Source organism: Mycobacterium sp. 1081908.1 (assembly GCF_001673535.1).
Classification (GTDB): Bacteria; Actinomycetota; Actinomycetes; order Mycobacteriales; family Mycobacteriaceae; genus Mycobacterium.
Genome location: NZ_LZLY01000128.1, coordinates 78,297 through 98,626, shown reverse-complemented (window position 1 = coordinate 98,626; position 20,330 = coordinate 78,297). Strand labels below are relative to the sequence as shown.

Genomic DNA, 20,330 nt, shown 5'->3' with positions numbered 1-20,330 from the left:
AAATTCCCGATCCGCGAGGCATTCCCGCCGGCGCACACTTCGACGGTGACGTGATCATCGCGGCGCCCCAGTACACGGCACGCGCGCGCGGCGGCGGCGGGCGCTACGGCTAGGAAGGCATGGTAATGAGCTTTTTGACGTTGCCGCCCGAAATCAATTCTCTTCTGATGTTCACTGGCGCCGGTTCGACGCCGATGCTCGAGGCGGCCGCGGCCTGGGAAGGCTTGGCCGCCGAATTGGGCAGCGCTGCTTCCTCGTTCGGGTCGGTGACGTCGGGCCTGGCAGGTCAGGCGTGGCAGGGTCCGGCGTCCCAGGCGATGTCGGCCGCGGCCGCCCCGTATGCGGGATGGCTGAACGAGGCGGCGTCGCAGGCGGCGGCTGCGGCTGGGCAGGCCCGGGCTGTGGCGAGTGCGTTCGAGGCCGCGCAGGCCGCGACGGTGCAGCCGATGCTGGTGGACCTCAACCGGACTTCGTTGGTGCGGATGGCGATGTCGAACTGGTTCGGCCTCAACGCCCCGACGATTGCTCAGCTGGAGGGCGAATACGAGGAGATGTGGGCCCAGGACGTCTCGGCGATGTCCGGCTATTACTCGGGGGCCTCGGCGGCGGCCGCGCAGTTGACGCCGGCGCAGAGTCTGCAGCAGGTGCTGGCGAGCCTGCCCAATCTCGGCGTCGGCAACAAGGGCAACGCCAACGCGGGCAACGGCAACACCGGCAACGGCAACGTTGGCAACGGCAACACCGGCAGCTCCAACCTGGGCGGGGGCAACTTCGGCAACTCCAACATCGGCAGCGGCAACAACGGCAGCTCCAACTTCGGCGCGGGAAACGCCGGTTTCGGAAACATCGGCTTCGGAAACGCGGGCAGCACCCCAACCACCGGCCAGAACGTGGGCATGGGCAACACCGGCAACAGCAATGTCGGCTTGGGGAACAACGGCAACGGGAACTACGGCGGCGGAAACAACGGCAGCGGCAACATCGGCGGCGGCAACACCGGCGACGGCAACATCGGTTTCGGGCTTACGGGCAACGACGAGATCGGAATCGGGAACACGTTTTTCGACAGGGCAACCAACCAGTTCCACTTCGGCGGGCTGAACTCGGGCGGCGGCAACCTCGGCTTCGGCAACTCCGGCACCAACAACATCGGCTTCTTCAACTCGGGCAGCGGAAACGTCGGCATCTTCAACACCGGCAACAACGCGCTCGTGTCAGGGGCCCTCAACAACTTTGGCATCGGAAACTCCGGCATCGGAAACTTCGGCTTCGGAAACGCGGGAGCGGTGAATACCGGCATCGGGAATGCTGGCGAATTCAACACCGGTTTTGGGAATTCGGGCCAGTACGACACGGGCGCCGGAAACACGGGCTCCGCCGATACGGGCTTCGGGAACTCGGGCGGTTTCAATACGGGCAACGGGAATTCGGGCGACACGAACACGGGTTTTTGGAATTCGGGCGACGTGAACACGGGCTTCGGCTCCGCCACGAACACGGGGCTGGTGAACTCAGGCTTCGGCAACACCGGGACGGGGGACTCGGGCTTTTTCAACACGGGCGCGACGATGTCGGGCTTTGCCAACACGGCCACCGGTGGCCTTGAAAACGCTGCGATGTCGGGCTTCTTCAACACGGCCACCGGCGGTTCGGACATCGACGGCGCGACCTCGGGCTTCTTCAACATCGGCGTGCCCGCTCCCATCTCTGCCTTCCCGAGCGGCGCCTTCAGCGGGGCCAACTCGGGCTTGTTCAACATCGGCACCGGAATCGCCGGCCTGTTCAACCTCGCCCGCCTGTAACGGATCGGCTCACCAACGGCACAGCTTGTTTTCGCGATCTGGTGTTCGCGCTGATCGAGCCGCTTTACGGGAGTCCCAAGCGTGCCCGAAACGGGCGGTCGCGGTCGGCGGCGCCGGCGGCACGGGCAGCCCCAACGGCGTCACCGGACAGACCGGCGCCCTCGGGAGCACCGGCGCGAGCGGCACGGCCGGGCCCGACGGCAGCCCCGGCCACCGCTGATTGCCAACGCGCCGAAGGCTATTCGTGCAGCATCGCGTCGATCAGCCGGTGGAAAACCTCCCCGATCTCGCGGCGGGCGCGTTTCGGGTCGTCGGCGGTGGCGATGACCATGGCCGCCTCGTCGAGGGCGCCGATCAGGATGTGGGCCAGCGGCCGCATCGGTTGGTCGGCCAGCTGGCCGGCGCGGACGGCCTCGGTGAGCAGCTGTTCGGTCATGCCCAGGCTGTAGCGCTGGGCGACGTCGCGGAAGGCCGGCCACCCGAGCACGCTGGGCGCGTCCAGCAGGATCAGCTGGCGCACCTCGGGATCGCCGGAGACGTCGAGCCAGGCGTCGACGGCCGCCCGGATCGCCTCGGCGGGCGTCGTCGCCCCCGACTCGGCCACGATGGTGCCCATCCGGGACATCACATCCTGCTCCACGGCCTCGACGACCTCGGCGAAAAGCGCTGCCTTGTCGGCGAATTGGTGGTACATCGCGCCGCGGGTAACGCCCGCGGCCGCGGCGATCTCCGGCGTACCCACATCGGCGTACCCGCGGCGGCCCCACAGCTTGCGGGCGGCCGAGATCAGCGCGTCGCGGGTCGCCGCGGAGCGCTCCTCTTGAGTTCGTCTCTTGATTTCCATACAGCCTGTTGGTAACTTACGAACAGACAGCCTGTTTGTAAATGTACCCTTCCGAGTAGGAGCTAGCCATGTCGACGATCGACATTAGTGCCGGGACCATCCACTACGACGCAACCGGACCCGAGAACGGCAGGCCCGTTGTCTTCGTGCACGGGTACATGATGGGCAGCCAACTGTGGCGCCAGGTCAGCGAGCGCCTCGCCGACCGCGGGCTGCGCTGCATCGCCCCCACCTGGCCCCTGGGCGCCCACCCCCAACCGCTGCGGCCCGGTGCCGACCGAACCATCTACGGCGTGGCCGGCATCGTCGCGGAAACGCTCGCCGCCCTCGACCTCCAGGACGTGGTGCTCGTCGGCAACGACACCGGCGGGGTGGTCACCCAACTCGTCGCGGTGCACCATCCCGAGCGGCTCGGTGCACTCGTGCTGACGAGTTGCGATGCGTTCGAACACTTTCCGCCGCCGATCCTCAAGCCGGTGATCCTGGCGGCCAAGTCCAAGACGATGTTTCGGACCGTCGCCCAGGCCATGCGCGCGCCGGCCGCGCGCAAGCGCGCGTTCGACGGCCTGGCGCATCGCAACATCGACGACCTCACGGAGGCCTGGGTGCGCCCGGGTCTGTCCGACCCGGCGATCGCCGAGGACCTGCGCCAGTTCACCCTCTCGATGCGCACGGAGGTCACCACCGGTGTCGCCGCGCGGCTGCATGAGTTCGACAAGCCGGCGCTCATCGCCTGGTCGGCAGACGACGTGTTCTTCGAGCTCGGCGACGGCGAACGGCTGGCCGCCACGATTCCGAACGCCCGCATGGAGGTCATCGACGGGGCGCGGACCTTCTCGATGATCGACCAGCCGCAGCGGCTGGCCGACCTGTTGTCGTCGATTGCGGTGCGCACCTAGCGCGGGCCGGCGCCTGGTGGGCGCTACGCTCGCGGCATGCAAAACGTGCTGCAAGGCAGGCGGATCCTGGTAACCGGCGGAGCGACCGGTATCGGCGCGGCGGCCATCGGCGTCCTCACCGACGCCGGTGCCGAGGTCGTCGCCACCTATCACCAGACCCCGCCGCCAGCTGAACTCAAGGCCACCTGGCTGCAGTGCGACGCGCGGGATGCCGACGCCGTCCCGGCGATGACGCGCCGAGCCGCCGAGCACCTTGGTGGGCTCGACGTCCTGGTGAATGCCGCGGGGCTGTGGCAGGCCGGGATCCCGGGCTACATCGGCGTCGACGAGATTTCGTTCCTGTTGGACACCAACGTGAAAGCTACCATCCTGACCAACCAGGCGGCCTACACGGTGATGAAAGAGCAGAATCCCAAGGGCGGCAGGATCATCAACTTCGGGTCGTCCGAAGCCGTGCAGGGCAGCGCGATCTCGGCGGTCTACGCCGCAACGAAGGGCGCGGTGCAGGCCTGGACGCGATCGGCCGCGAAAGCCTGGGGCGCCGACCACGTCACCGTCAACGCGTTGGCTCCGGCGGTGCAGACACCGGGATCGGACCGCTTCCGGGATTTCCTCGGTCCCGATGCGAGCGCCCTCATCGATCAGCAGATGCAGCTGATGATCCCGATCGGCGGGAAACTCGGCGAGCCCGCGCGGGACGTCGGGCCGATGCTGGTCTTCCTGGCCGGACCCGGTTCGGGCTTCATCACCGGGCAACTCCTGGCCGTCGACGGCGGCCTGATGATGGTGGGCGGATAGGCACTCCGCCCACCGATCGGGATTCTGAGATCTCACGACGGAATTCGCGCGCTCGATTCCGGAGCAGGACGAGCGATCTGTGGAGCTCAAACAGCACAGGGCGATGATGGCCCTTGGATGCGAACGCACCGGTTATACACGCGGTCTGCAATAGGGAATCCTTGGCGACATAGGCATGAAAACTTCCACAACACACGGTGGTGCCCGGGCGCGATCCGTCAGAACTGCGAGCCGAGGCTCCCGCTACGATAAGACGGACCGTCTCGTCTCGTAACCGAAGGTGGACCGATCCGATGGCTGACGACACGATTCAGGCGCTGCTGCGCAAGCGCCTGTCCGACCCCGCGGTCGCCGTCAAATGCGGCCAGCTGCAATGGAGTTGGGATCGATACCTGACCGACGCGACGGCGCGGGCCGCGGCCCTCATCGCCGCCGCCGATCCGCGGCGACCGATGCATGTCGGCGCGCTGCTGGGAAACACCCCCGAGATGCTTGCCCAGATGGCGGCGGCCGGGCTCGGCGGCTACGTGCTGTGCGGGCTGAACACGACCCGGCGCGGCGAGGCCCTGGCCGCCGACATCCGGCGGGCCGACTGCCAATTCGTGGTCACCGATCCCGAGCATCGGCCGCTGCTCGACGGTCTGGACCTCGGGGGGACGCGAATCCTGGACACCTCGACGCCGCGGTGGGCCGAATTCCTCGGCGGCGCCGGCGAACTGGTCCCGCACCGCGAGGTCAGCGCGACGGACCCGTTCATGATGATCTTCACGTCGGGAACCAGCGGTAATCCCAAGGCGGTCCAAGTATCCCACCTGATGGCGGTGGTCGCCGGGCTCAGCCTGATGGGGCGCTTCGGGCTGACCGAGCGGGACACCTGCTACGTGTCCATGCCGCTGTTTCACTCCAACGCGGTCGTCGCCGGGTGGGCGCCCGCGGTGGCCTCCGGCGCCGCGATCGTGCCGGCGAAGTTCTCGGCGAGCCACTTCCTCGACGACATCCGCCGCTACGGGGCCACCTACATGAACTACGTCGGCAAGCCCCTCGCCTACATCCTCGCCACCCCCGAACGCGACGACGACGCCGACAACCCGCTGCGGGTGGCGTTCGGCAACGAGGCCAACGACAAGGACATCGAGGAGTTCGCGCGCCGCTTCGGCGTTCAGGTCGAAGACGGATTCGGCTCAACGGAGAATGCGGTCATCGTGATCCGCGAACCCGGGACGCCCAAGGGGTCGGTCGGCCGCGGGGTCGACGGGGTCGCGATCTACAACAGCGAGACCGTCACCGAATGCGCCGTCGCACGCTTCGACGCCAACGGGGCGCTGGCCAACGCCGACGAGGCGGTGGGCGAGTTGGTCAACACCGCGGGATCGGGTTTCTTCACCGGCTACTACAACGATCCCGAGGCCAACGCCGAACGCATGCGCCACGGCATGTACTGGTCCGGGGACCTCGCCTATCGCGACGCCGAGGGCTGGATCTACCTGGCCGGCCGCACCGCCGACTGGATGCGCGTCGACGGCGAGAACCTGGCCGCGGCGCCCATCGAACGGATCCTGTTGCGGCACAGCGCCATCAATCGCGCCGCGGTGTACGCCGTCCCGGACGAGCGGGTGGGAGATCAGGTGATGGCCGCGGTCGTCCTCAACGACGGCGCCGAACTCGACCCCGATTCGTTCGAAGCGTTCCTCCGCGCCCAACCCGACCTGTCGCCGAAGGCCTGGCCGCGCTACGTCCGGGTCGCCGCCGACCTGCCCAGCACCGCCACCCACAAGGTGCTCAAACGCCAGCTGATCGCCGAAGGGGCCGCGGCCGGCGAGGGCGAAATCCTTTGGGAGCGCGAAGCGCGCGGCACCGCCTACCGGCCCAGTGCGGCTAGCTCGGGTCCGCGCGTGCCCGGCGGCGGATCTGCCCCTTCGTCCGTCGCACCCGTTTGACGGGGTCTCGGCTGGTGCCGCGGGCGATCTCGTCGCGCAGCTGCGCGATGTTGGAGATCTCCGCATACAAACCGCGGATCGCGTAGTCGAGCACCGCGAACAAGCAGCGCTGGTCCGGGTCGTCGGCCAGCCCGAGGTCGTGGGAGCGCTGCCGCGACCACAGCGCCTCGTCCAGGCGGGCGCGGGTCGCCTCGAGGTGGCGGTCCAGGGTGTCGACCACGTGTTCCGGATCGTCGCCGCGCGCGAGCCAGGTCTTGAGGATGACGGGGTGTTTGATGACCACCCGTTCCTGAGCCGGAAAGTGCTGGACCCACCGGCGCAGCGCATCCAGCCCGGAGTCGGTCGTCTCGTACAGCGTGATCGACCGCTTGCCGGATTGGGCGCCGATCTCGCTGACCATCCCCCGCTCCAGCAACCTGTTCAGCTCGCGCCGCACGTGGCTCACCGACGGCGACCAATAGAAGTGGCCGACCGACAGTTCGGCACGCATCTTGATCTCGCCTGCGGTGAGTTGCTCGTCGTTGGCGGCCAGCACGCCCAGCACCAGGTAGGCCGTCACCGGCAGGTCGTCGCTGGATCGCGCGGGATTCATTGCGACCCGGTGAAATACGGCAGGGCCACGTCGGCGCCGACGCCATGGAATTGCACGCGAACGCGCATGCCGATGGCGAGGTCTTCCGGGGTCACACCGACGACGTTGGTCAGCATCTGGTAGCCCTCGTCCAGCGTGACGATCGCCGGCGCGTACGGCGGTGCGAACTCCGCCGTGACCGGGCGATGCACCACGGTCCAGCTGTAAATCTCGCCGACCCCGCCGCTGCGCTCCCACCGCAATTCGGCCGAAAGGCATTGGCGGCAATGCTCGGTCGGCGGAAAGTTCGACAGGCCGCAGGCCTCGCAGCGTTGGTAGCGCAGTTCGCCCGCCCCGCAGCCCTGCCAGAAGGGGACGCTGAGCTCACTGCTGGCGTGGGGCACCGGCCCGGCCTGGGGCCGCAGCGGTTCATGTGTCATCGCGGCTCGTCTCCCAGGATCAGGACGGTGGTGAACAGGGCGCCGGCTCCGCCGTTGCTGCAGAACGCGACGTGCGCGTCGGGCACCTGGAGGTCACCGGCCTCGCCGCGCAGCTGCTGAACGGCCCGGACGGCCCGCTGCATCATCTGTGGGTTGGAGCCGGCGTGGCTGAAGGACATGGTCCCCCCGTCGGTTGTGACCGGGTGGCTACCGTCGATCGCGATGTGGCCGTCGGCGACGAACGGCCCGCCCTCGCCGTCGCCGCAGAACCCGAAAGCCTCTAGCTGACGGATGATTTCGAAGGAGAACGGATCGTAGAGTTCCAGCACGTCGATGTCGTCGCGCCGCAGTCCGGCATGGGCGAACGCGCGTTCGGCCGCGCGCCTGCCGACCACGCCGTTCACGTGATCGCCGCGCCGGCCGGCGAGGTCCCACGCGGGTGGATGCTGATACGACGGGCCGTGAAAGTCCGCGCCGCTGCCCAACATGTAGATCGGTTGGCCGGCCACGTCCACTCGGTCGATGTTGGCCACGACGAGGGCGCAGCCGCCCTCGGACGTGGTCGCGCAGTCGAGGAGGTGAAACGGGTCGGCGATGGGCCGTGACGCGGTGATGTCCTCCGGGGCGAACGGTCCACGTTGGTAGTAAACGGCTTCGGGGTTTCGCGATCCGTTGTTGCGAATGGTCGCCGCGACGATCGACAGTTGTTCGCGCGTGGTGCCGTAGACGTGCATGTGGCGCCGGGCGATGAGCGCGAACTCGGCGGTGGTGAACATGCCCCAGGGCGCGACGAATTCGTTCTCGGGCCGGGTCCACGGCGCGGTGGCCTGGTGGTCGCGGTATTCACCGGCCTGGGCGGCGACCAGGACGACGACGTCGGCCATGCCGTGCTCGATCGCGGCTGCCGCCTCGGTGATCATGCCGACCCCGAACGCCAGGCCCTGCCAGGCCGGCCCGAGACGCAGGTCGTAGATCAACGTGGTGGAAAGCGGGCCCGCGCTGATCCCGTCGACGTCGTCGAGGCTCAGGCCGGCGTCGGCGAGCGCCCCGTGAATGGCGTTGAGCGCCAAACTTCGTGAGGTCTCGCCATCCAGTCGGCGGCCCTGCCGGGTGTTGTGCACCCCGACGATCGCCGCGGTTCGCTTCGCCGGACTAGTTCTCATCCGCGACAACTCCCAGGTAGGTGCCGATGACGTCGTATTCCCGCCCGTCACGGTCGATGGTGCCGATGGCAGTGGTCCGCGCTTCGGTGCGTGCGGCGCCTTTTTCGACCACTTCGATGCGCACGTCGATCGGCCTAGCCGTTTGCGGGTCGGTGATCTCGACGACCATCGCCACCGCGCGTTCGTTCCCGTCCCATTCGACTCCGGTGATGCGGTGGCGTGCGGTCAGTTCCATCACGACGGAATCCTCCCGCAACAGAAACCGGACCGGTGCGCACAACTCGCCGGCGCGCGGCGGGACGCACAGCGTGACCGGCACGTCACAGTCCCGCCGGCCGCGCGCTGGTGGCCCCCGAGGCTCGCAATTCCGACAGCTCCCGTTCGCTGCGCCCCAGAATTCCCGTCAGCACCTCGTCGGTGTGCTGGCCGTACAACGGCGCGATCCGTCGGATCCAGCGTCGTGGTTTCCCGAGGAATGCGAAGGGCATGCCGGTGCACAGGAACGAGCCGGCGACGGGATGGTCGACCGTTTCCCAGAATCCGCGGGCGAGCAGTTGCGGGTCGCTCAGCAGCTCCGCGGGCGCCGTGACGCGCGCCGCCGCAACGCCGCCCGCGCAAAGCGCATCCACCGCTTCGGTCGCGGAGAGTCGAGCGGTCCAGCCGGAGATCAGCTTGTCGATTTCGTCGGCCCCGTCCCGCCAAGCGGCGCCGTCCGGGCCGAGGTCGGGCCGGTCGATGAGCGCCGCCAGCGAGGCGCGCGCGGCATCTTCCATCGCGGCGAGCGCGACCCATTCGTCGTCGCCGCGGCACGGATAAAGGCCCTGCGGCGTTGCGCCGGGGCCCTTGTTCCCGTTGCGGCGCAGCTCGATTCCGTTGCGCGAGTACTCGACCACCATCTCGGCGGCCACGTTCAGCGCGGCCTCGACCATGGTCGACTCGACATGCATCCCGGTTCCGTCCCGGTCGCGGATCGCCAGCGCCGCAACCGCGGCGAACGCGGCATGTAGCCCCGCCATCGGATCGCACACCCCGCGTGGAATCACCGGCGGGCCGTCGGCATGCCCGGTCACCCAGGCCATGCCGGTCGCCTGCTCCATGGTCTGGGCGAAGCCGACGCGGTCGCGCCACGGGCCGTCGAGGCCAAACGCCGGCATCCGGACCATGATGGCGCGCGGATTGGCCGCCCTCACCGCAGCCCAGTCCAGGCCGAAATTCTCCATCACCCGCGGCGAGAAGTTCTCGATGACGAGATCGCTTGCCGCGATGAGCTCCAGCGCGATGGCGCGGCCGGCGTCGAGGCTGAGTTCGACGCTGACGGCGCGCTTGTTGTTGTTGCTGCACAAGAAAACCGGGCCCCACTCCCACCATTGGTCCCAGTCGGGAGGGCGGCCGGCGGAGAACCTCATGCCGTCGGGCCGGCGCACGCCCTCGAGCTTGATCACGTCGGCGCCGAGCGCGCCCAGGAACTGGGTGGCGACGGGCCCCGCCCAGAATGCGGTGAAGTCGGTTACCCGTATGTCGGACAACGGGAGTGCGCCCGCATCGGTAGCCCGCGGCGTTGGGGGCCGCGGCGGCCAGGCGACGCGGCCGTTGTCCGCGCCCAGCGCGGGAGGGGTTCCGGGCGGGCTGGTCGCCATCGCGTCGCTCCGATACGGCACCCGCGGCTGCAGCCCGCCGGGTTCGGATTCGACGAAGACGCCGCGTTCGACGAAGTGGTCGACCTTAGGCACCGTGGCGGGGGTTCCGATGGGGGCGACCGGGATGCGGAAGGCCACCGCGACGTCGATGATCTCCTGCGTGGTCCGGGTTTCCGTCCATTGCGTGACCATGCCGAGGAATTCGTCGCGGCGCTCGACCCGCCCGGCGAACGAGGCCAGCTCGGCGTCGTCGAGCAGGTCGGCGCGATCGATCATCACCAGAAAGTCCTGGAACTGCTGCGCGGTGATGGTGCAGAAGCCGACCAGGCCGTCGGCCGTGGGGACGATCGACGGCAGTTCCAGACTGCGTTGCTGTTGAAGGGAATCCGCGCCCAGCACGCTGGCCGACATCGCGGACAGGCCTCCCATCGCGATCGCCATGGCCTCGTAGGTCGAGACGTCGATGACCTCGCCGCCGCCTCCCCGGACGGCGCGCCGGGCCGTCGCGGCGGCGACGGGGGCCGCGAACGAGCCGGCCAGCCACTCGCCGAGGCGCCCGCCCGCCTGCACCGGTTCGTCGCCCGGCCAGCCGCGGCCGGCGATCGAGCCGCACAGCGCCTGCAGAATGAATTCGTTGGCGACCACCTGGTTTTCGACATAGGGCCCCGTGGTGCCGAATGGCGTCACCGCCACCACCACCGCCGACGGTCCGGTGTGGGCGGTGATGTCGTCGAGGGTCCAGCCGTCGGTCAGGTCGGTGAGCACGAGGTCGGCGCCGGCCAGTAGCGCCGCGGCCTGCCCTCGATCGTTGACCGACTTCTTGCCTGCGGCCAGGTAGCCGAACAGCGCCCCGGGGGGTCCGCCGGCCGACCAGCCCCGCATCGAATCGCCATGCGGCGATTCGATTTTCACGACCTCGGCGCCGGCATCAACGAACATCTTGCCGCAGTAGGACACCGCGATGCCGTTGGCCAACTCCAGCACCCGCCAGTCCGCGAACGGCGCCCGGGCGACCACGCTCAGTTGCCCAGCGTGGTGGCGCGCCCGGAAATGCCGGAAGCCTCCGCCGTGACCTGGGCCTGCTGCGCGAACTGGGTCATCCGGGTCCACGCGTCGATATCACGCTGGCTGGCCCGCCGGCCGACATGCGTGACGACGTCGACGTCGGTGGCCTGGGAGCGCAGGTACCCGGCGCGGGCGCGCTCCTTGGGGATGTACTTGAACGGGTCGAACGAGTATGCGGCCATGGCGTTTTCATGCGTGATCTTGTTGATGACCGAGTCGTCCAGGTGACCCATGGTCTCGAGGACGTCCTCGGGCGCGAACGGCCAGTTGCTGTCGGAATGCGGAAAGTCGGACTCCCAGCACAGCATGTCCTCGTTGAACCAGTCCATGTTGCGCACGCCGACCTTGTCGCTGATGAAGCACGTGTAGAAGTGCCGCTTGAACACGTCACTGGGTCCGGCGTAGCCGGGTGGGAACTTCGCCAGCGTCCAGCCCGAGTGGCGGTTGTAAACGTGCTCGGCGCGCCACAGGAAATACGGGATCCACCCGACGTCGCCCTCGGTGAGCGAGAACTTCAGTTGCGGGAAGTCGACCCAGAATTCGGCCCAGATCAGCTCGGTGAAGGTGAACATGCTCATCATCGACGAGGCCGTCATCTGCACGCTGGGCGGGGCATCCGTCGACACCTGCGGAGAGCGGGACGCCGAGCCGACATGGGTGCACAACACCGTCTTGTTCTCGCAGACGGCCTCGAACAGCGGATACCAATATCTAGTGTGAATACTGGGCATTTGCAACGCTTCCGGGTTCTCCGAAAACGTCACCGCGTGGCAGCCCTTGCCGGCCAGCCGCTTGACCTCCTTGGCCGCCTCAGCGACGTCGAACAGCGGCAGGATCCCGCACGGGATGAAGCGGCCCGGGTGGGCGGCGCACCACTCGTCGACGTGCCAGTCGTTGTACGCCTTGATCATCACCAGGTTGACGTCGCGATCGGGGCCCTGGTTGAGCACCTGGCCCGAGAACCCGGTGAAATTCGGGAAGTTCAAACCCGCCAGCTGGCCGCCGGCATTCATGTCGCGGACCCGCTCGTCGACGTTGAAGCAGCCCGGCCGCATCTCGTCGTAGCGCGAGGCATCGATGTTGTACATCTCGCGGGGTTTTCCGGCGACGGCGTTCAGGCCCATGTTCCGCCCGCGGACCTCGCCGTAGTACCACTGCTGGACACCATCGGGTTCCATCACCACCCGGGGCGCGAGCTCCTTGTACTTGGCGGGCACGTGCGCGTCGAACATGTCGGCCGGCTCGGCGATATGGTCGTCCACACTGATCAGGATCAGGTCGTCCTTGTTCATGCCGCGCTCCTCGCGTGCCGGTATAGCGACTAGTAGACAATGGCGTGAGTCACAGTGTCAACGGCGCTGCGTGCCGCGGACGTGCGGCAAATGCACGCTGGGACGCAGTAGATGGATCGGCAGCAAACGCGACCGGCTGCGGGTTCCCGTCGATTATGAGGGACTATTAGTCCGCATACTAGCGCCGCCGAGTGTGGGGGCTATGTACGAATTCGGGGCAGCTCACGTACGTAGGGCCCACACTCGGCTGCCACGCCATGATCACTGGATCGCGACGGCGGCCAGGCCCTGACGCACCCGCTCGGGTAGCGATCCGCCGTCGATCAGCCAGTCGTCCAGGGCGATGCGCACCACCGCCATCGCCAGCGCACCGATCAGCCGTGGCCTGGGATCCTGCGCTGTCAATCGCGGTATCCGTGGCGCGATGAGTTCGGCGATCGCCGATTCGTACCGGACATAGATGCGCAATGTCCAGGCATCCAGCGTCTCGGATGATCTTGTGAGCGTGGCTAATTCACGAACCTGGTCCTCAATTTCGGTGAAGCCGAGGGCGAGGTCACCGAAGGCGCCGGCGACGGCCTCGGTGGCGGTCAGGGCCGCCGGCTGGGCGGCCAGAGCGCTGGTGATGCGGTTCAGCCAAAGGGCGTTGACGCCCTCGGCCACGGCGTCCTCCTTCGAGTTGAAGTAGCGGAAGAACGTCGCTCGCCCGATGGCCGCCGCGTCGGCGATCCGGTCCACCGTCGCGCCCGCCAGCCCAACCCTGCCGACCAGCTGCGCCGCCGCCGCTGCGATGCGCTGACGCGTCGCGGCGCGCCGCCGTTCGGCGAGCGAGATCCGCTCACCGTCTGCCTGGGAAGCTGTTGCCAAAGGGTGAGACATAGTCTAAGCATAAGACTATGTCTCAGCTTACGGCGCCCGAGCCGGCCGCCGAGGTGGCCCCGAAGGCGCGTGCCGCGTGGCAGTTCTTCCAGCAGATGCTGGGCGATGTCACGAAGATCGTGACCGAGGACGCCAAATCGGAGCGGGAACTCCTCGAAGGGCTGCGCGTCATCGCCCGCGTCTCGTCGCTGTGTTCTCAGCTGTCCGTCGAGGCCGATCCCGACCGCCCGGCCTTCTTCGATATGTGTTCTCCGACAAGGATGATCGGGGGGCCCAACCCCGACGGCAACTACTACCTGGCGATGATCCGCGGCGACCGCCGCTACCGGATCACCGGCACCCGGGGCACCAGCGCCTACCTCGGGTTTCAGATCCTGGCCGGCACCGGCCTGACGCCACGCCGGATGGCCAACTACGTGAGCGACACCAACCTGACCCTGCGCGGCGACGAATTCGCGCTGGTGCTGTCTTCGGAAGAGCCTGCGGATCTCGCCGGCGCGCAGTGGGTGAAGATTCCCGAGGACGCGTCGTCGGTGGTCGTCCGGGAGTACATCGGCGATCCCGCCTCCGAGACGTTGGCCACGATGCGAATCGAAGCCCTGAACCCCGACCCCTTGACGCCGTTGACCGACGGCGAACTCGCCGACCAGTTCACCGCGATGGCGTGGTCGCTGATGAAACTAGTCACGATGCACCGGACCATCAAGCCCGAGCTCCTCGATACGCCCAACACGTTGCTGACCGCCGAGGCCGCCGATCTGGGCGCCGCCGACACCACGCCGGACAACCTCTACATGATGGGGACGTTCCGGCTCGATCCCGGCCAGGCGTTGGTGCTCGACATCGAGCCGCCCGACACCCGCTACTGGAACGTGACGCTGGAAAGCCTGTGGCACGAGTGCCTGGAGCCGCGCCGCCGGCACAGCTCGGTGACCAGTCGCGCGGTGCGGCCCGACGCGGACGGGCGGGTGCGGATCGCGATCTCGGCGGAGGACTTCGGTCTCGGCCACTGGCTCGACACCGGAGGTCGCCACCGCGGGTTCGTGGTGGTGCGCTGGCTGGACAACCCGAGCGCGCCCGACGTCTCGGTGTCGGTCCAGGAAGGAAAGGTCCGGGCATGACGCTGCAGGAGCGATTCGCCCCGGAGCGGCTCATCGCCGCCGCGTGTGAGGAATCGGGAAGTGACGATTTCGGCGACGACGGCTGGCAGGCCGGGCTGGAGCGGCTCGCCGACGGGCTGGTCAACGAGGCTCGCCTCTCGGCGATCGGCGTCGAGATCGCCTACCTCGACGTCATGCGCGCCCTGAAGAACCGGCTCGGCGTAATCGACTGGCGCAAGCGACATCCGGAGATCGCCCGCAAGCCGATCACGGCGCCGATCTTCATCGTCGGCCAGCCCCGCACCGGCACCACGATCCTCTACGACCTGCTCGCCCAGGACCCCGACCTGCGCGCGCCGCTGACCTGGGAGGTCGACGCGCCGTGTCCGGTCCCGCAGCCCGAGACCTATCACACCGATCCGCGGATCGCGCAGACGCAGGCCAGCATCGAGCTGTCCGAACAGATCATCCCGGGGTTTTTGGCATTTCACCCGATGGGGGCCCTCGTCGGGCAGGAGTGCGTCCGCATCACGGCCAGCGAGTTCACCAGCATGATCTTCTCGGTGCAGTACCGGCTGCCGAGCTACTACCGCTGGCTGCTGTACGAGGCCGACCATGGCGGTGCCTACCGCTTCCACCGAATCTTCCTGCAGCACCTACAGTCCGGCGTCCCCGGTCAGTGGCTCCTGAAATCGCCGGCGCACCTGTGGCACCTCGACACGCTGCTCGCCGAATACCCCGACGCGCTGATCGTGCAGACCCACCGCGATCCGCTCAACGTCATCTCGTCGATCGCCGCACTGACCCACCACCTGCGACGGATGGGCAGCGACGAATCGAACATCGCCGAATGCGCGGCCCAGTCCTACGAGGAGGTGGTCGTCGGCCTCGGCCGCGGGATGGCCCTGCGCGACAGCGGCGCGGTGCCCCCCGGCCGGGTGGTCGACGTGCTGTTCACCGATTTCGTGAGCGACCCCTGGACCACGATCAAGGACATCTACCAGAAACTGGGCCGCGAGCTGAAACCCGAGGCGGCCCAGCGGATGCGAGACTTTCTGGCCGCCCATCCCGGAGACGGCGGGGGCGGCCGATACACGTGGTCGGACACCGGCCTGGACGCCGCCGAGGTGCGCGAGCGGGTGAGCGCCTATCAGGAGCGTTACGGAGTACCGACCGAGCAGCTGCGCTAGCTGGTGGCCGAGTGTGCGGCCAGCCGCACGCTGGCGGCCGAGTGTGCGGCCAGCCGCACGTTCGGCGTGGACATCACTCGGCGGGCTCGTAGCGCAGCATCGTGACGTCGTGCCCGGGGTAGTCGCAGAACACCGGGCGCACCCGCATCCCGACCCGCAGGTCCGCCGGGTCGACGTTGACCATCTCGGTGGAAAACCTTGGGCCCTCGTCCCATTCGACGATGGCCAGCAGTTGCGGGACGGCGTCGGCGAAATGCGGGCCGACGGGCCGGCGGGCCACCGTGAACGAGTACAGCGTTCCCATCCCGGATATCTCGCGCCACTCCAGGTCGTCGGCCAGGGTGTGCGGGGCACGCACCCGCGGATAGAACACATAGCTCCGCGACGACGGCGAGTACTGGATGACGATGCGGTGCTGCGCCAGCGCGTCCCAAAACAGCGCGGTGGTGGGCGTTTTGACGGGCATCGGCCGATCGAAGTTCATCGTCAGTCTCCCTGCAGGACGAGCGTCGTCTGCTCGGACAGGATCCCCCCGTTGCCGGAGACGAAGGCGCGGTCGCAGTCGGCGACCTGAGCCGCGCCGGCGCGCCCCATGATCTGGCGGGCGGCGTCACACACGTGGTGCATCCCGCCCGCCAAACCCGCTTGGCCGAAACCCAATTGCCCGCCGGCGGTGTTGAGCGGGAAGTCGCCGCGGAAGGTCAGGTCGTGATCGGCGACGAACTCCATCCCCGTGCCCTTCTCGCAGAAACCGGCGTCCTCCAGCGAGAGCAGCACGGTGATGGTGTAGCAGTCGTAGATCGACACCATGTCCATGTCGTCGCGGCCCAACCCGGCCATCGCGAAGGCGGTGTCGGCGGCCGCCGCGATCGGGGTGTGCAAGAGGTCCTCGGCGTAGGTCGGGGTCTTGAACGGCACGTGTTCGCCGAACCCCTTGATCCACACCGGACGGTGGCGCGCCCGTTTGGCGATGTCGGCGTTCGCGACGACGACGGCGGCGCCCCCGACGCAGGGCATCACGATCTCCAGCATGTGCAGCGGGTCGGCGATCACCGGGCTGGCGAGGACGTCCTCCACGGTGAGCGGCTTGTCCTTCCAGATCGCGCCATCGGTGTGGTTGGCGTTGACCCGCTGGTCGACGACGATCTTGGCCATCGCCCGCTCGTCGTAGCCGTAGACCGCCCCATAGCGCGTCGCCACCTGGCCGTACGGGCCGTTCTGGCCCAGGTTTCCGTACGGGATCTCGAATTCAGCCTGCGGAGAGCCGTATTGGTTGCTCGACGAGCCGAAGAACATCGCGTCCACCGGACGCCGGGGCTTCTTCTTCGACGTCGGTGTGATGTATCGCGCCGGCAGCGCGCAGAGGACGGCGTCGCAGATGCCGAGCTCGATCACCGCGGCGGCGCGCCACACCATGGCCGCGGCGCTGGCTCCCCCGAGGTCCACCAGCTCGGCGAATCGCGCCCCGATTCCGAGGTATTCGGCGATGGTCGAGGGCACAAAGATTTCGGACTCCGCCAGGTGGGACGCCACGACCCCGTTGACGACTTCGCCCGACAGCCCGGCATCCTCGAGCGCGGCCGCGGACAGTTCGGCCCATTGCTCGAGGACGAACGGCGCGGGCGAGGCCTTGGCCATGCGCTCGGGCGGAAGCTCGACGTAGCCGACGATCGCGGCCTCTCCGCGTAATCCCATGTGGTGTCCTACTTTCGGGGTAAACCGAGAATCATCTGCGCGATGATGTTGAGCTGGATCTCCCTCGTCCCACCACCGAGCAGCTCGGCCGGCAAGTGCAGATAGGGTTCCACGACCGCGGCGTCGGTGTCGTCGACCATCGCCACCCGTCCGGTCAGCTGCAGCGTGGCCTCGAAGGTGCGGCGCAGCAGCACGTTCATCGCCACCTTGGCGATGCTCGACGCCGGACCGGACGCCTGCCCGTCGAGCAGGCGGATGGTTTCCCGCACGCCGAGCGCCCGGATGGCGTTGGTGTAGGCGTCGAGTTCGCCGAGCTCACGCAGCGCGTCGTCACGATCCGGTCCGGGTTGGGCGGCGAGGCGGCGGAGCGCGACGGCCCGGTCGAACTTGACGTATCCGCTGATGGCCGAACGCTCTTCGGCCATTGTGGCGATCGCCAGGCTCCAGCCGTCGGTGGGACCGCCCAGCAGCATCTCGTCGGGAACGAAGACGTCGTTGAGAAACACCTCGTTGAAGTGCGCCTGTCCGGTCGCCGTCTTGATGGGCTGGATCTCGATCCCGGGTGATCGCATGTCGATGAGGAAGTAACCGATGCCGCGATGCTTGCTGGCTTCGGGGTCGGTGCGCGCCAGCAGCGCGCCCAGGTCGGCGTACTGCGCCAACGACGTCCAGATCTTGTGGCCGTTGATCCGCCAGCCGCCGTCGACCTTGGTCGCCCGGGTGGCCAGCGACGCGAGGTCGGAGCCCGCTCCCGGCTCGCTGAACAGCTGGCACCAATGGATCTCGCCGCGTTGGGTAGCCGGGATCAGCTTCTCCTGCAGCTCTTTTGACGCGGCGGCCAGCACCGACGGCAGGATCCATTCGGCGATGTTCAGCGATGGCCGCACCAAGCCGGGCCGCTTGGCGAACTCCTCGTCGATGATGAGCTGTTTGAGTGGACCCGCATCGACGCCCCACGGCGCCGGCCAGTGCGGCGCCATCAGGCCGGCGTCCGCGAGCAACGTGCGCTGCGGCCCGGAGGCCTGGTCCGGGTAGTCGCCGTGCGGTGCGGGCGTGTCGTTGCGCAACTGCATTGCCGCGTCGAGGGTTTCGGCGACCCAGGCACGGAAGTCTGATTCCGCGTCACCCAGGTTGACCGACATGTCGCGCGTCTGGGTGCGGGTGAGCTCCCCCAGCCGCCGGGCCCAGCGATTGGCCGGACCGATCGAGCCCGCCAGGCTGATGGCCCGCCGCCAGTACAGATGGACGTCATGCTCCCAGGTGAAACCGATGGCACCGAGCATCGTCAGGGCGTCGAGCACCAGGTCCGGGATCGGCGAGACGGCGATCGTCGCCGCCCCGCCCGCGGCGAGGCGGTGCTGGTCGAGTGGTTCATCCACGGCGCGCACCGCGTCCCACGCCGCGGCGATGGCCAACTCCGTGTTGACCAACAGCATCGCCGCGCTGTGCTGCAGGGCCTGAAAGGTGCCGATCACCTTGCCGAACTGCTCGCGCGTGCGCAGGTGCGCGGTGACGGCGTCGACGCACCACTGCGCGATGCCGGCCGTCGTGCTCGCCACCAATCCGAGGGCGACGCACTCGGCGCGGCCGGCGTCGATCCCGTCGAGCACGTCGGATTCGGCGGCGTCGTACTCGTTCAGCCGCAGGACACCGACATCGGTCACCAGGTCGGTACCGCCCATGGATTCGACTGCCGCCGTGGGCTTTTTGGTGTCCACGACCACCCACACGGCCTCGCCGTCCGCGGTCCGGGCGCAAACCAGCACCACCCGCGCCGAACACATGCCCGCGGTGACGTCCGACGCGCCGCTGATCGCCAAGCGCTGGCCGTCGGCGCGCGCCTGGAAGTCACCGCCGGCCGGCAGGACGACCGCCGCGGGCAAGCCGGACGCCAGGTCGCGCAGCAGGGATTCCGCGGTTGGACTCGGATCGGCCAGCAGCGCAACGGCTCCCGCCGTCACCGTCGGCAGGAGCGGGCCCGGCAGCAACGCCTTGCCGGCCGATTCCAGCACACACGCCGCGTCGATCAGCCGTCCGCCCTGGCCGCCGAGGCGCTCGGGTAGGTGCACCGCGTGAAAGCCGTTGGCGACCAGCGTGTCCCACCATCCGGGAAGCCGTCCCACGGCCAGGTCGTCGAAGCTGTCGCGGGTCGCGGCGATCGGGGCGTGCCGGCCGGCGAACTGGGCGACGGCGTCGCTGAGAGCCTGCTGCTCCGGGGTCAGTCCCAGGGTCATGATCGCGACCCCGCGCGGCTGAGACGACACGCCATCGAAGACCGCTGCCCTTTCTTTACAAGACGAACCGTCTCGTCTTGTGGCAGACTACGGGGCGGGTCAGGATATGTAAAGCGGGCACAGGCCGGCGGGCGACCGGAGAGACCTGGGGAGATGAGGATCACTTAGATGCCAACCGATCTCACCCAGGCGAGCTATCCGAGGCGCCGCAGCGAGAAATCGCGCACGGCCATCGTCACCGCGACCCGGGAACTGCTTCTCGAACGCGGCTTCGACGGCTTGACCATCGAGGCGGTCGCCGCCCGGGCGGGCGTGGGCAAGCAGACCATCTATCGGTGGTGGCCCACCCGTCCCGCGCTGGTCGCCGACGTCATGCTGGAGGACGCCGACAAGATCCTCGCGTCGGTGGATCACACCCACGACCTGGCGGCCGACCTGGTGGGGTGGGTACGCAAGCTCGCGGCAACGCTGACCACAGCCCGGGGATCGGCCATGCTGCGGATCCTGACCGTCGCCGGCATGGAGCACGCGGAAACCGGCGCCAAATTGCGGGCCGGGTTCAGTCTGCCGCTGCACGAAAGCGTCCGCAGCCGGCTGCTCGCGGACGGTATCGACGAGGCGACCGCCGAGTCGGCCGCCGACGCCATCGTGGGAGGCGTGGTGTACCCGATTCTCTCTGACGCACAGTCATATTCACGACGCCGGGCCGAGCGCACCACCCGGATCATCGTCGAGGCGCTCGGGACGGCCCGCTGACCACGAGTGCAGCGGCCGCAACTAAGAT

Annotated in this window: 18 protein-coding genes; 7 read left to right on the top strand and 11 right to left on the bottom strand. The window is 68.3% G+C overall.

Annotation, left to right across the window (positions count from 1 at the left end):
* Positions 1-125 precede the first annotated feature (125 nt).
* Complete coding sequence (locus tag A5655_RS21115) at positions 126-1,802, top strand: PPE family protein (protein WP_067013365.1); 1,677 nt, start codon at positions 126-128, stop codon at positions 1,800-1,802.
* Positions 1,803-2,040: 238 nt separating this feature from the next.
* On the opposite strand, the gene A5655_RS21110 is transcribed toward A5655_RS21115, so the two are convergent.
* Complete coding sequence (locus A5655_RS21110; protein ID WP_067013363.1) at positions 2,041-2,646, bottom strand: TetR/AcrR family transcriptional regulator; 606 nt, start codon at positions 2,644-2,646, stop codon at positions 2,041-2,043.
* A 68-nt stretch (positions 2,647-2,714) separates the two neighbouring features.
* On the opposite strand from A5655_RS21110, the gene A5655_RS21105 reads away from it, so the two are divergent.
* From A5655_RS21105 to fadD1, 3 genes are all read left to right on the top strand, one after another.
* The gene (locus A5655_RS21105) at positions 2,715-3,545 is read left to right on the top strand and encodes an alpha/beta fold hydrolase (RefSeq protein WP_067013361.1); all 831 of its coding nucleotides are present in this window, start codon (positions 2,715-2,717) and stop codon (positions 3,543-3,545) included.
* A 36-nt stretch (positions 3,546-3,581) separates the two neighbouring features.
* Positions 3,582-4,343, top strand: coding sequence for an SDR family NAD(P)-dependent oxidoreductase (locus A5655_RS21100; protein WP_067013359.1), 762 nt, complete (start codon positions 3,582-3,584; stop codon positions 4,341-4,343).
* A 293-nt stretch (positions 4,344-4,636) separates the two neighbouring features.
* Positions 4,637-6,280, top strand: a complete 1,644-nt coding sequence (gene fadD1 / locus A5655_RS21095; protein ID WP_067013357.1) for a fatty-acid--CoA ligase FadD1 — start codon at positions 4,637-4,639, stop codon at positions 6,278-6,280.
* On the opposite strand, the gene A5655_RS21090 is transcribed toward fadD1, so the two are convergent.
* From A5655_RS21090 to A5655_RS21060, 7 genes are all read right to left on the bottom strand, one after another.
* Positions 6,219-6,872 (bottom strand): PadR family transcriptional regulator, encoded by a 654-nt coding sequence (locus A5655_RS21090; protein WP_067013355.1) that lies wholly within the window; start codon positions 6,870-6,872, stop codon positions 6,219-6,221. The two genes, fadD1 and A5655_RS21090, sit on opposite strands and share 62 nt — an antisense overlap.
* Entirely contained in the window at positions 6,869-7,291 is a 423-nt protein-coding gene (locus A5655_RS21085; RefSeq protein WP_067013353.1) for a Zn-ribbon domain-containing OB-fold protein, read from the bottom strand. Before A5655_RS21085 ends, A5655_RS21090 begins: the two co-directional genes overlap by 4 nt.
* Positions 7,288-8,454, bottom strand: a complete 1,167-nt coding sequence (locus A5655_RS21080; protein ID WP_067013350.1) for a thiolase family protein — start codon at positions 8,452-8,454, stop codon at positions 7,288-7,290. The genes A5655_RS21085 and A5655_RS21080 overlap by 4 nt, the downstream gene beginning before the upstream one ends.
* Positions 8,444-8,773 (bottom strand): hypothetical protein, encoded by a 330-nt coding sequence (locus tag A5655_RS21075; RefSeq protein WP_067013348.1) that lies wholly within the window; start codon positions 8,771-8,773, stop codon positions 8,444-8,446. Before A5655_RS21075 ends, A5655_RS21080 begins: the two co-directional genes overlap by 11 nt.
* A gap of 1 nt (position 8,774) precedes the next feature.
* Positions 8,775-11,108, bottom strand: a complete 2,334-nt coding sequence (locus A5655_RS21070; RefSeq protein WP_067013346.1) for a CoA transferase — start codon at positions 11,106-11,108, stop codon at positions 8,775-8,777.
* Between the two features lie 2 nt (positions 11,109-11,110).
* Positions 11,111-12,448 carry an amidohydrolase family protein gene (locus A5655_RS21065; protein WP_067013344.1) on the bottom strand — a complete coding sequence of 446 codons (1,338 nt, stop codon included), beginning with the start codon at positions 12,446-12,448 and terminating at the stop codon, positions 11,111-11,113.
* A gap of 261 nt (positions 12,449-12,709) precedes the next feature.
* Entirely contained in the window at positions 12,710-13,327 is a 618-nt protein-coding gene (locus A5655_RS21060) for a TetR family transcriptional regulator (RefSeq protein WP_067013342.1), read from the bottom strand.
* Positions 13,328-13,344: 17 nt separating this feature from the next.
* Here A5655_RS21060 and A5655_RS21055 point away from each other — a divergent pair, with 17 nt between their 5' ends.
* Positions 13,345-14,448 (top strand): DUF1214 domain-containing protein, encoded by a 1,104-nt coding sequence (locus A5655_RS21055; RefSeq protein ID WP_067013340.1) that lies wholly within the window; start codon positions 13,345-13,347, stop codon positions 14,446-14,448.
* Positions 14,445-15,617 (top strand): sulfotransferase, encoded by a 1,173-nt coding sequence (locus tag A5655_RS21050; protein ID WP_067013338.1) that lies wholly within the window; start codon positions 14,445-14,447, stop codon positions 15,615-15,617. The genes A5655_RS21055 and A5655_RS21050 overlap by 4 nt, the downstream gene beginning before the upstream one ends.
* Positions 15,618-15,690: 73 nt before the next feature.
* Here A5655_RS21050 and A5655_RS21045 read toward each other — a convergent pair whose 3' ends face one another.
* From A5655_RS21045 to A5655_RS21035, 3 genes are read right to left on the bottom strand one after another with little or no spacing between them, the layout of a single operon-like run.
* Positions 15,691-16,101 (bottom strand): Zn-ribbon domain-containing OB-fold protein, encoded by a 411-nt coding sequence (locus A5655_RS21045; RefSeq protein ID WP_067013336.1) that lies wholly within the window; start codon positions 16,099-16,101, stop codon positions 15,691-15,693.
* Between the two features lie 2 nt (positions 16,102-16,103).
* A complete protein-coding gene (locus tag A5655_RS21040) occupies positions 16,104-17,312 on the bottom strand; it encodes a thiolase family protein (protein ID WP_067013334.1) in 1,209 nt (402 codons plus the stop codon).
* 8 nt (positions 17,313-17,320) lie between these two features.
* Positions 17,321-19,546: an acyl-CoA dehydrogenase gene (locus A5655_RS21035; protein WP_067013396.1), complete on the bottom strand. Its 2,226-nt coding sequence runs from the start codon at positions 19,544-19,546 to the stop codon at positions 17,321-17,323.
* A gap of 168 nt (positions 19,547-19,714) precedes the next feature.
* Between A5655_RS21035 and A5655_RS21030 the strand changes: the two genes are divergently transcribed.
* Entirely contained in the window at positions 19,715-20,302 is a 588-nt protein-coding gene (locus tag A5655_RS21030; protein WP_067013332.1) for a TetR/AcrR family transcriptional regulator, read from the top strand.
* Positions 20,303-20,330 lie beyond the last annotated feature (28 nt).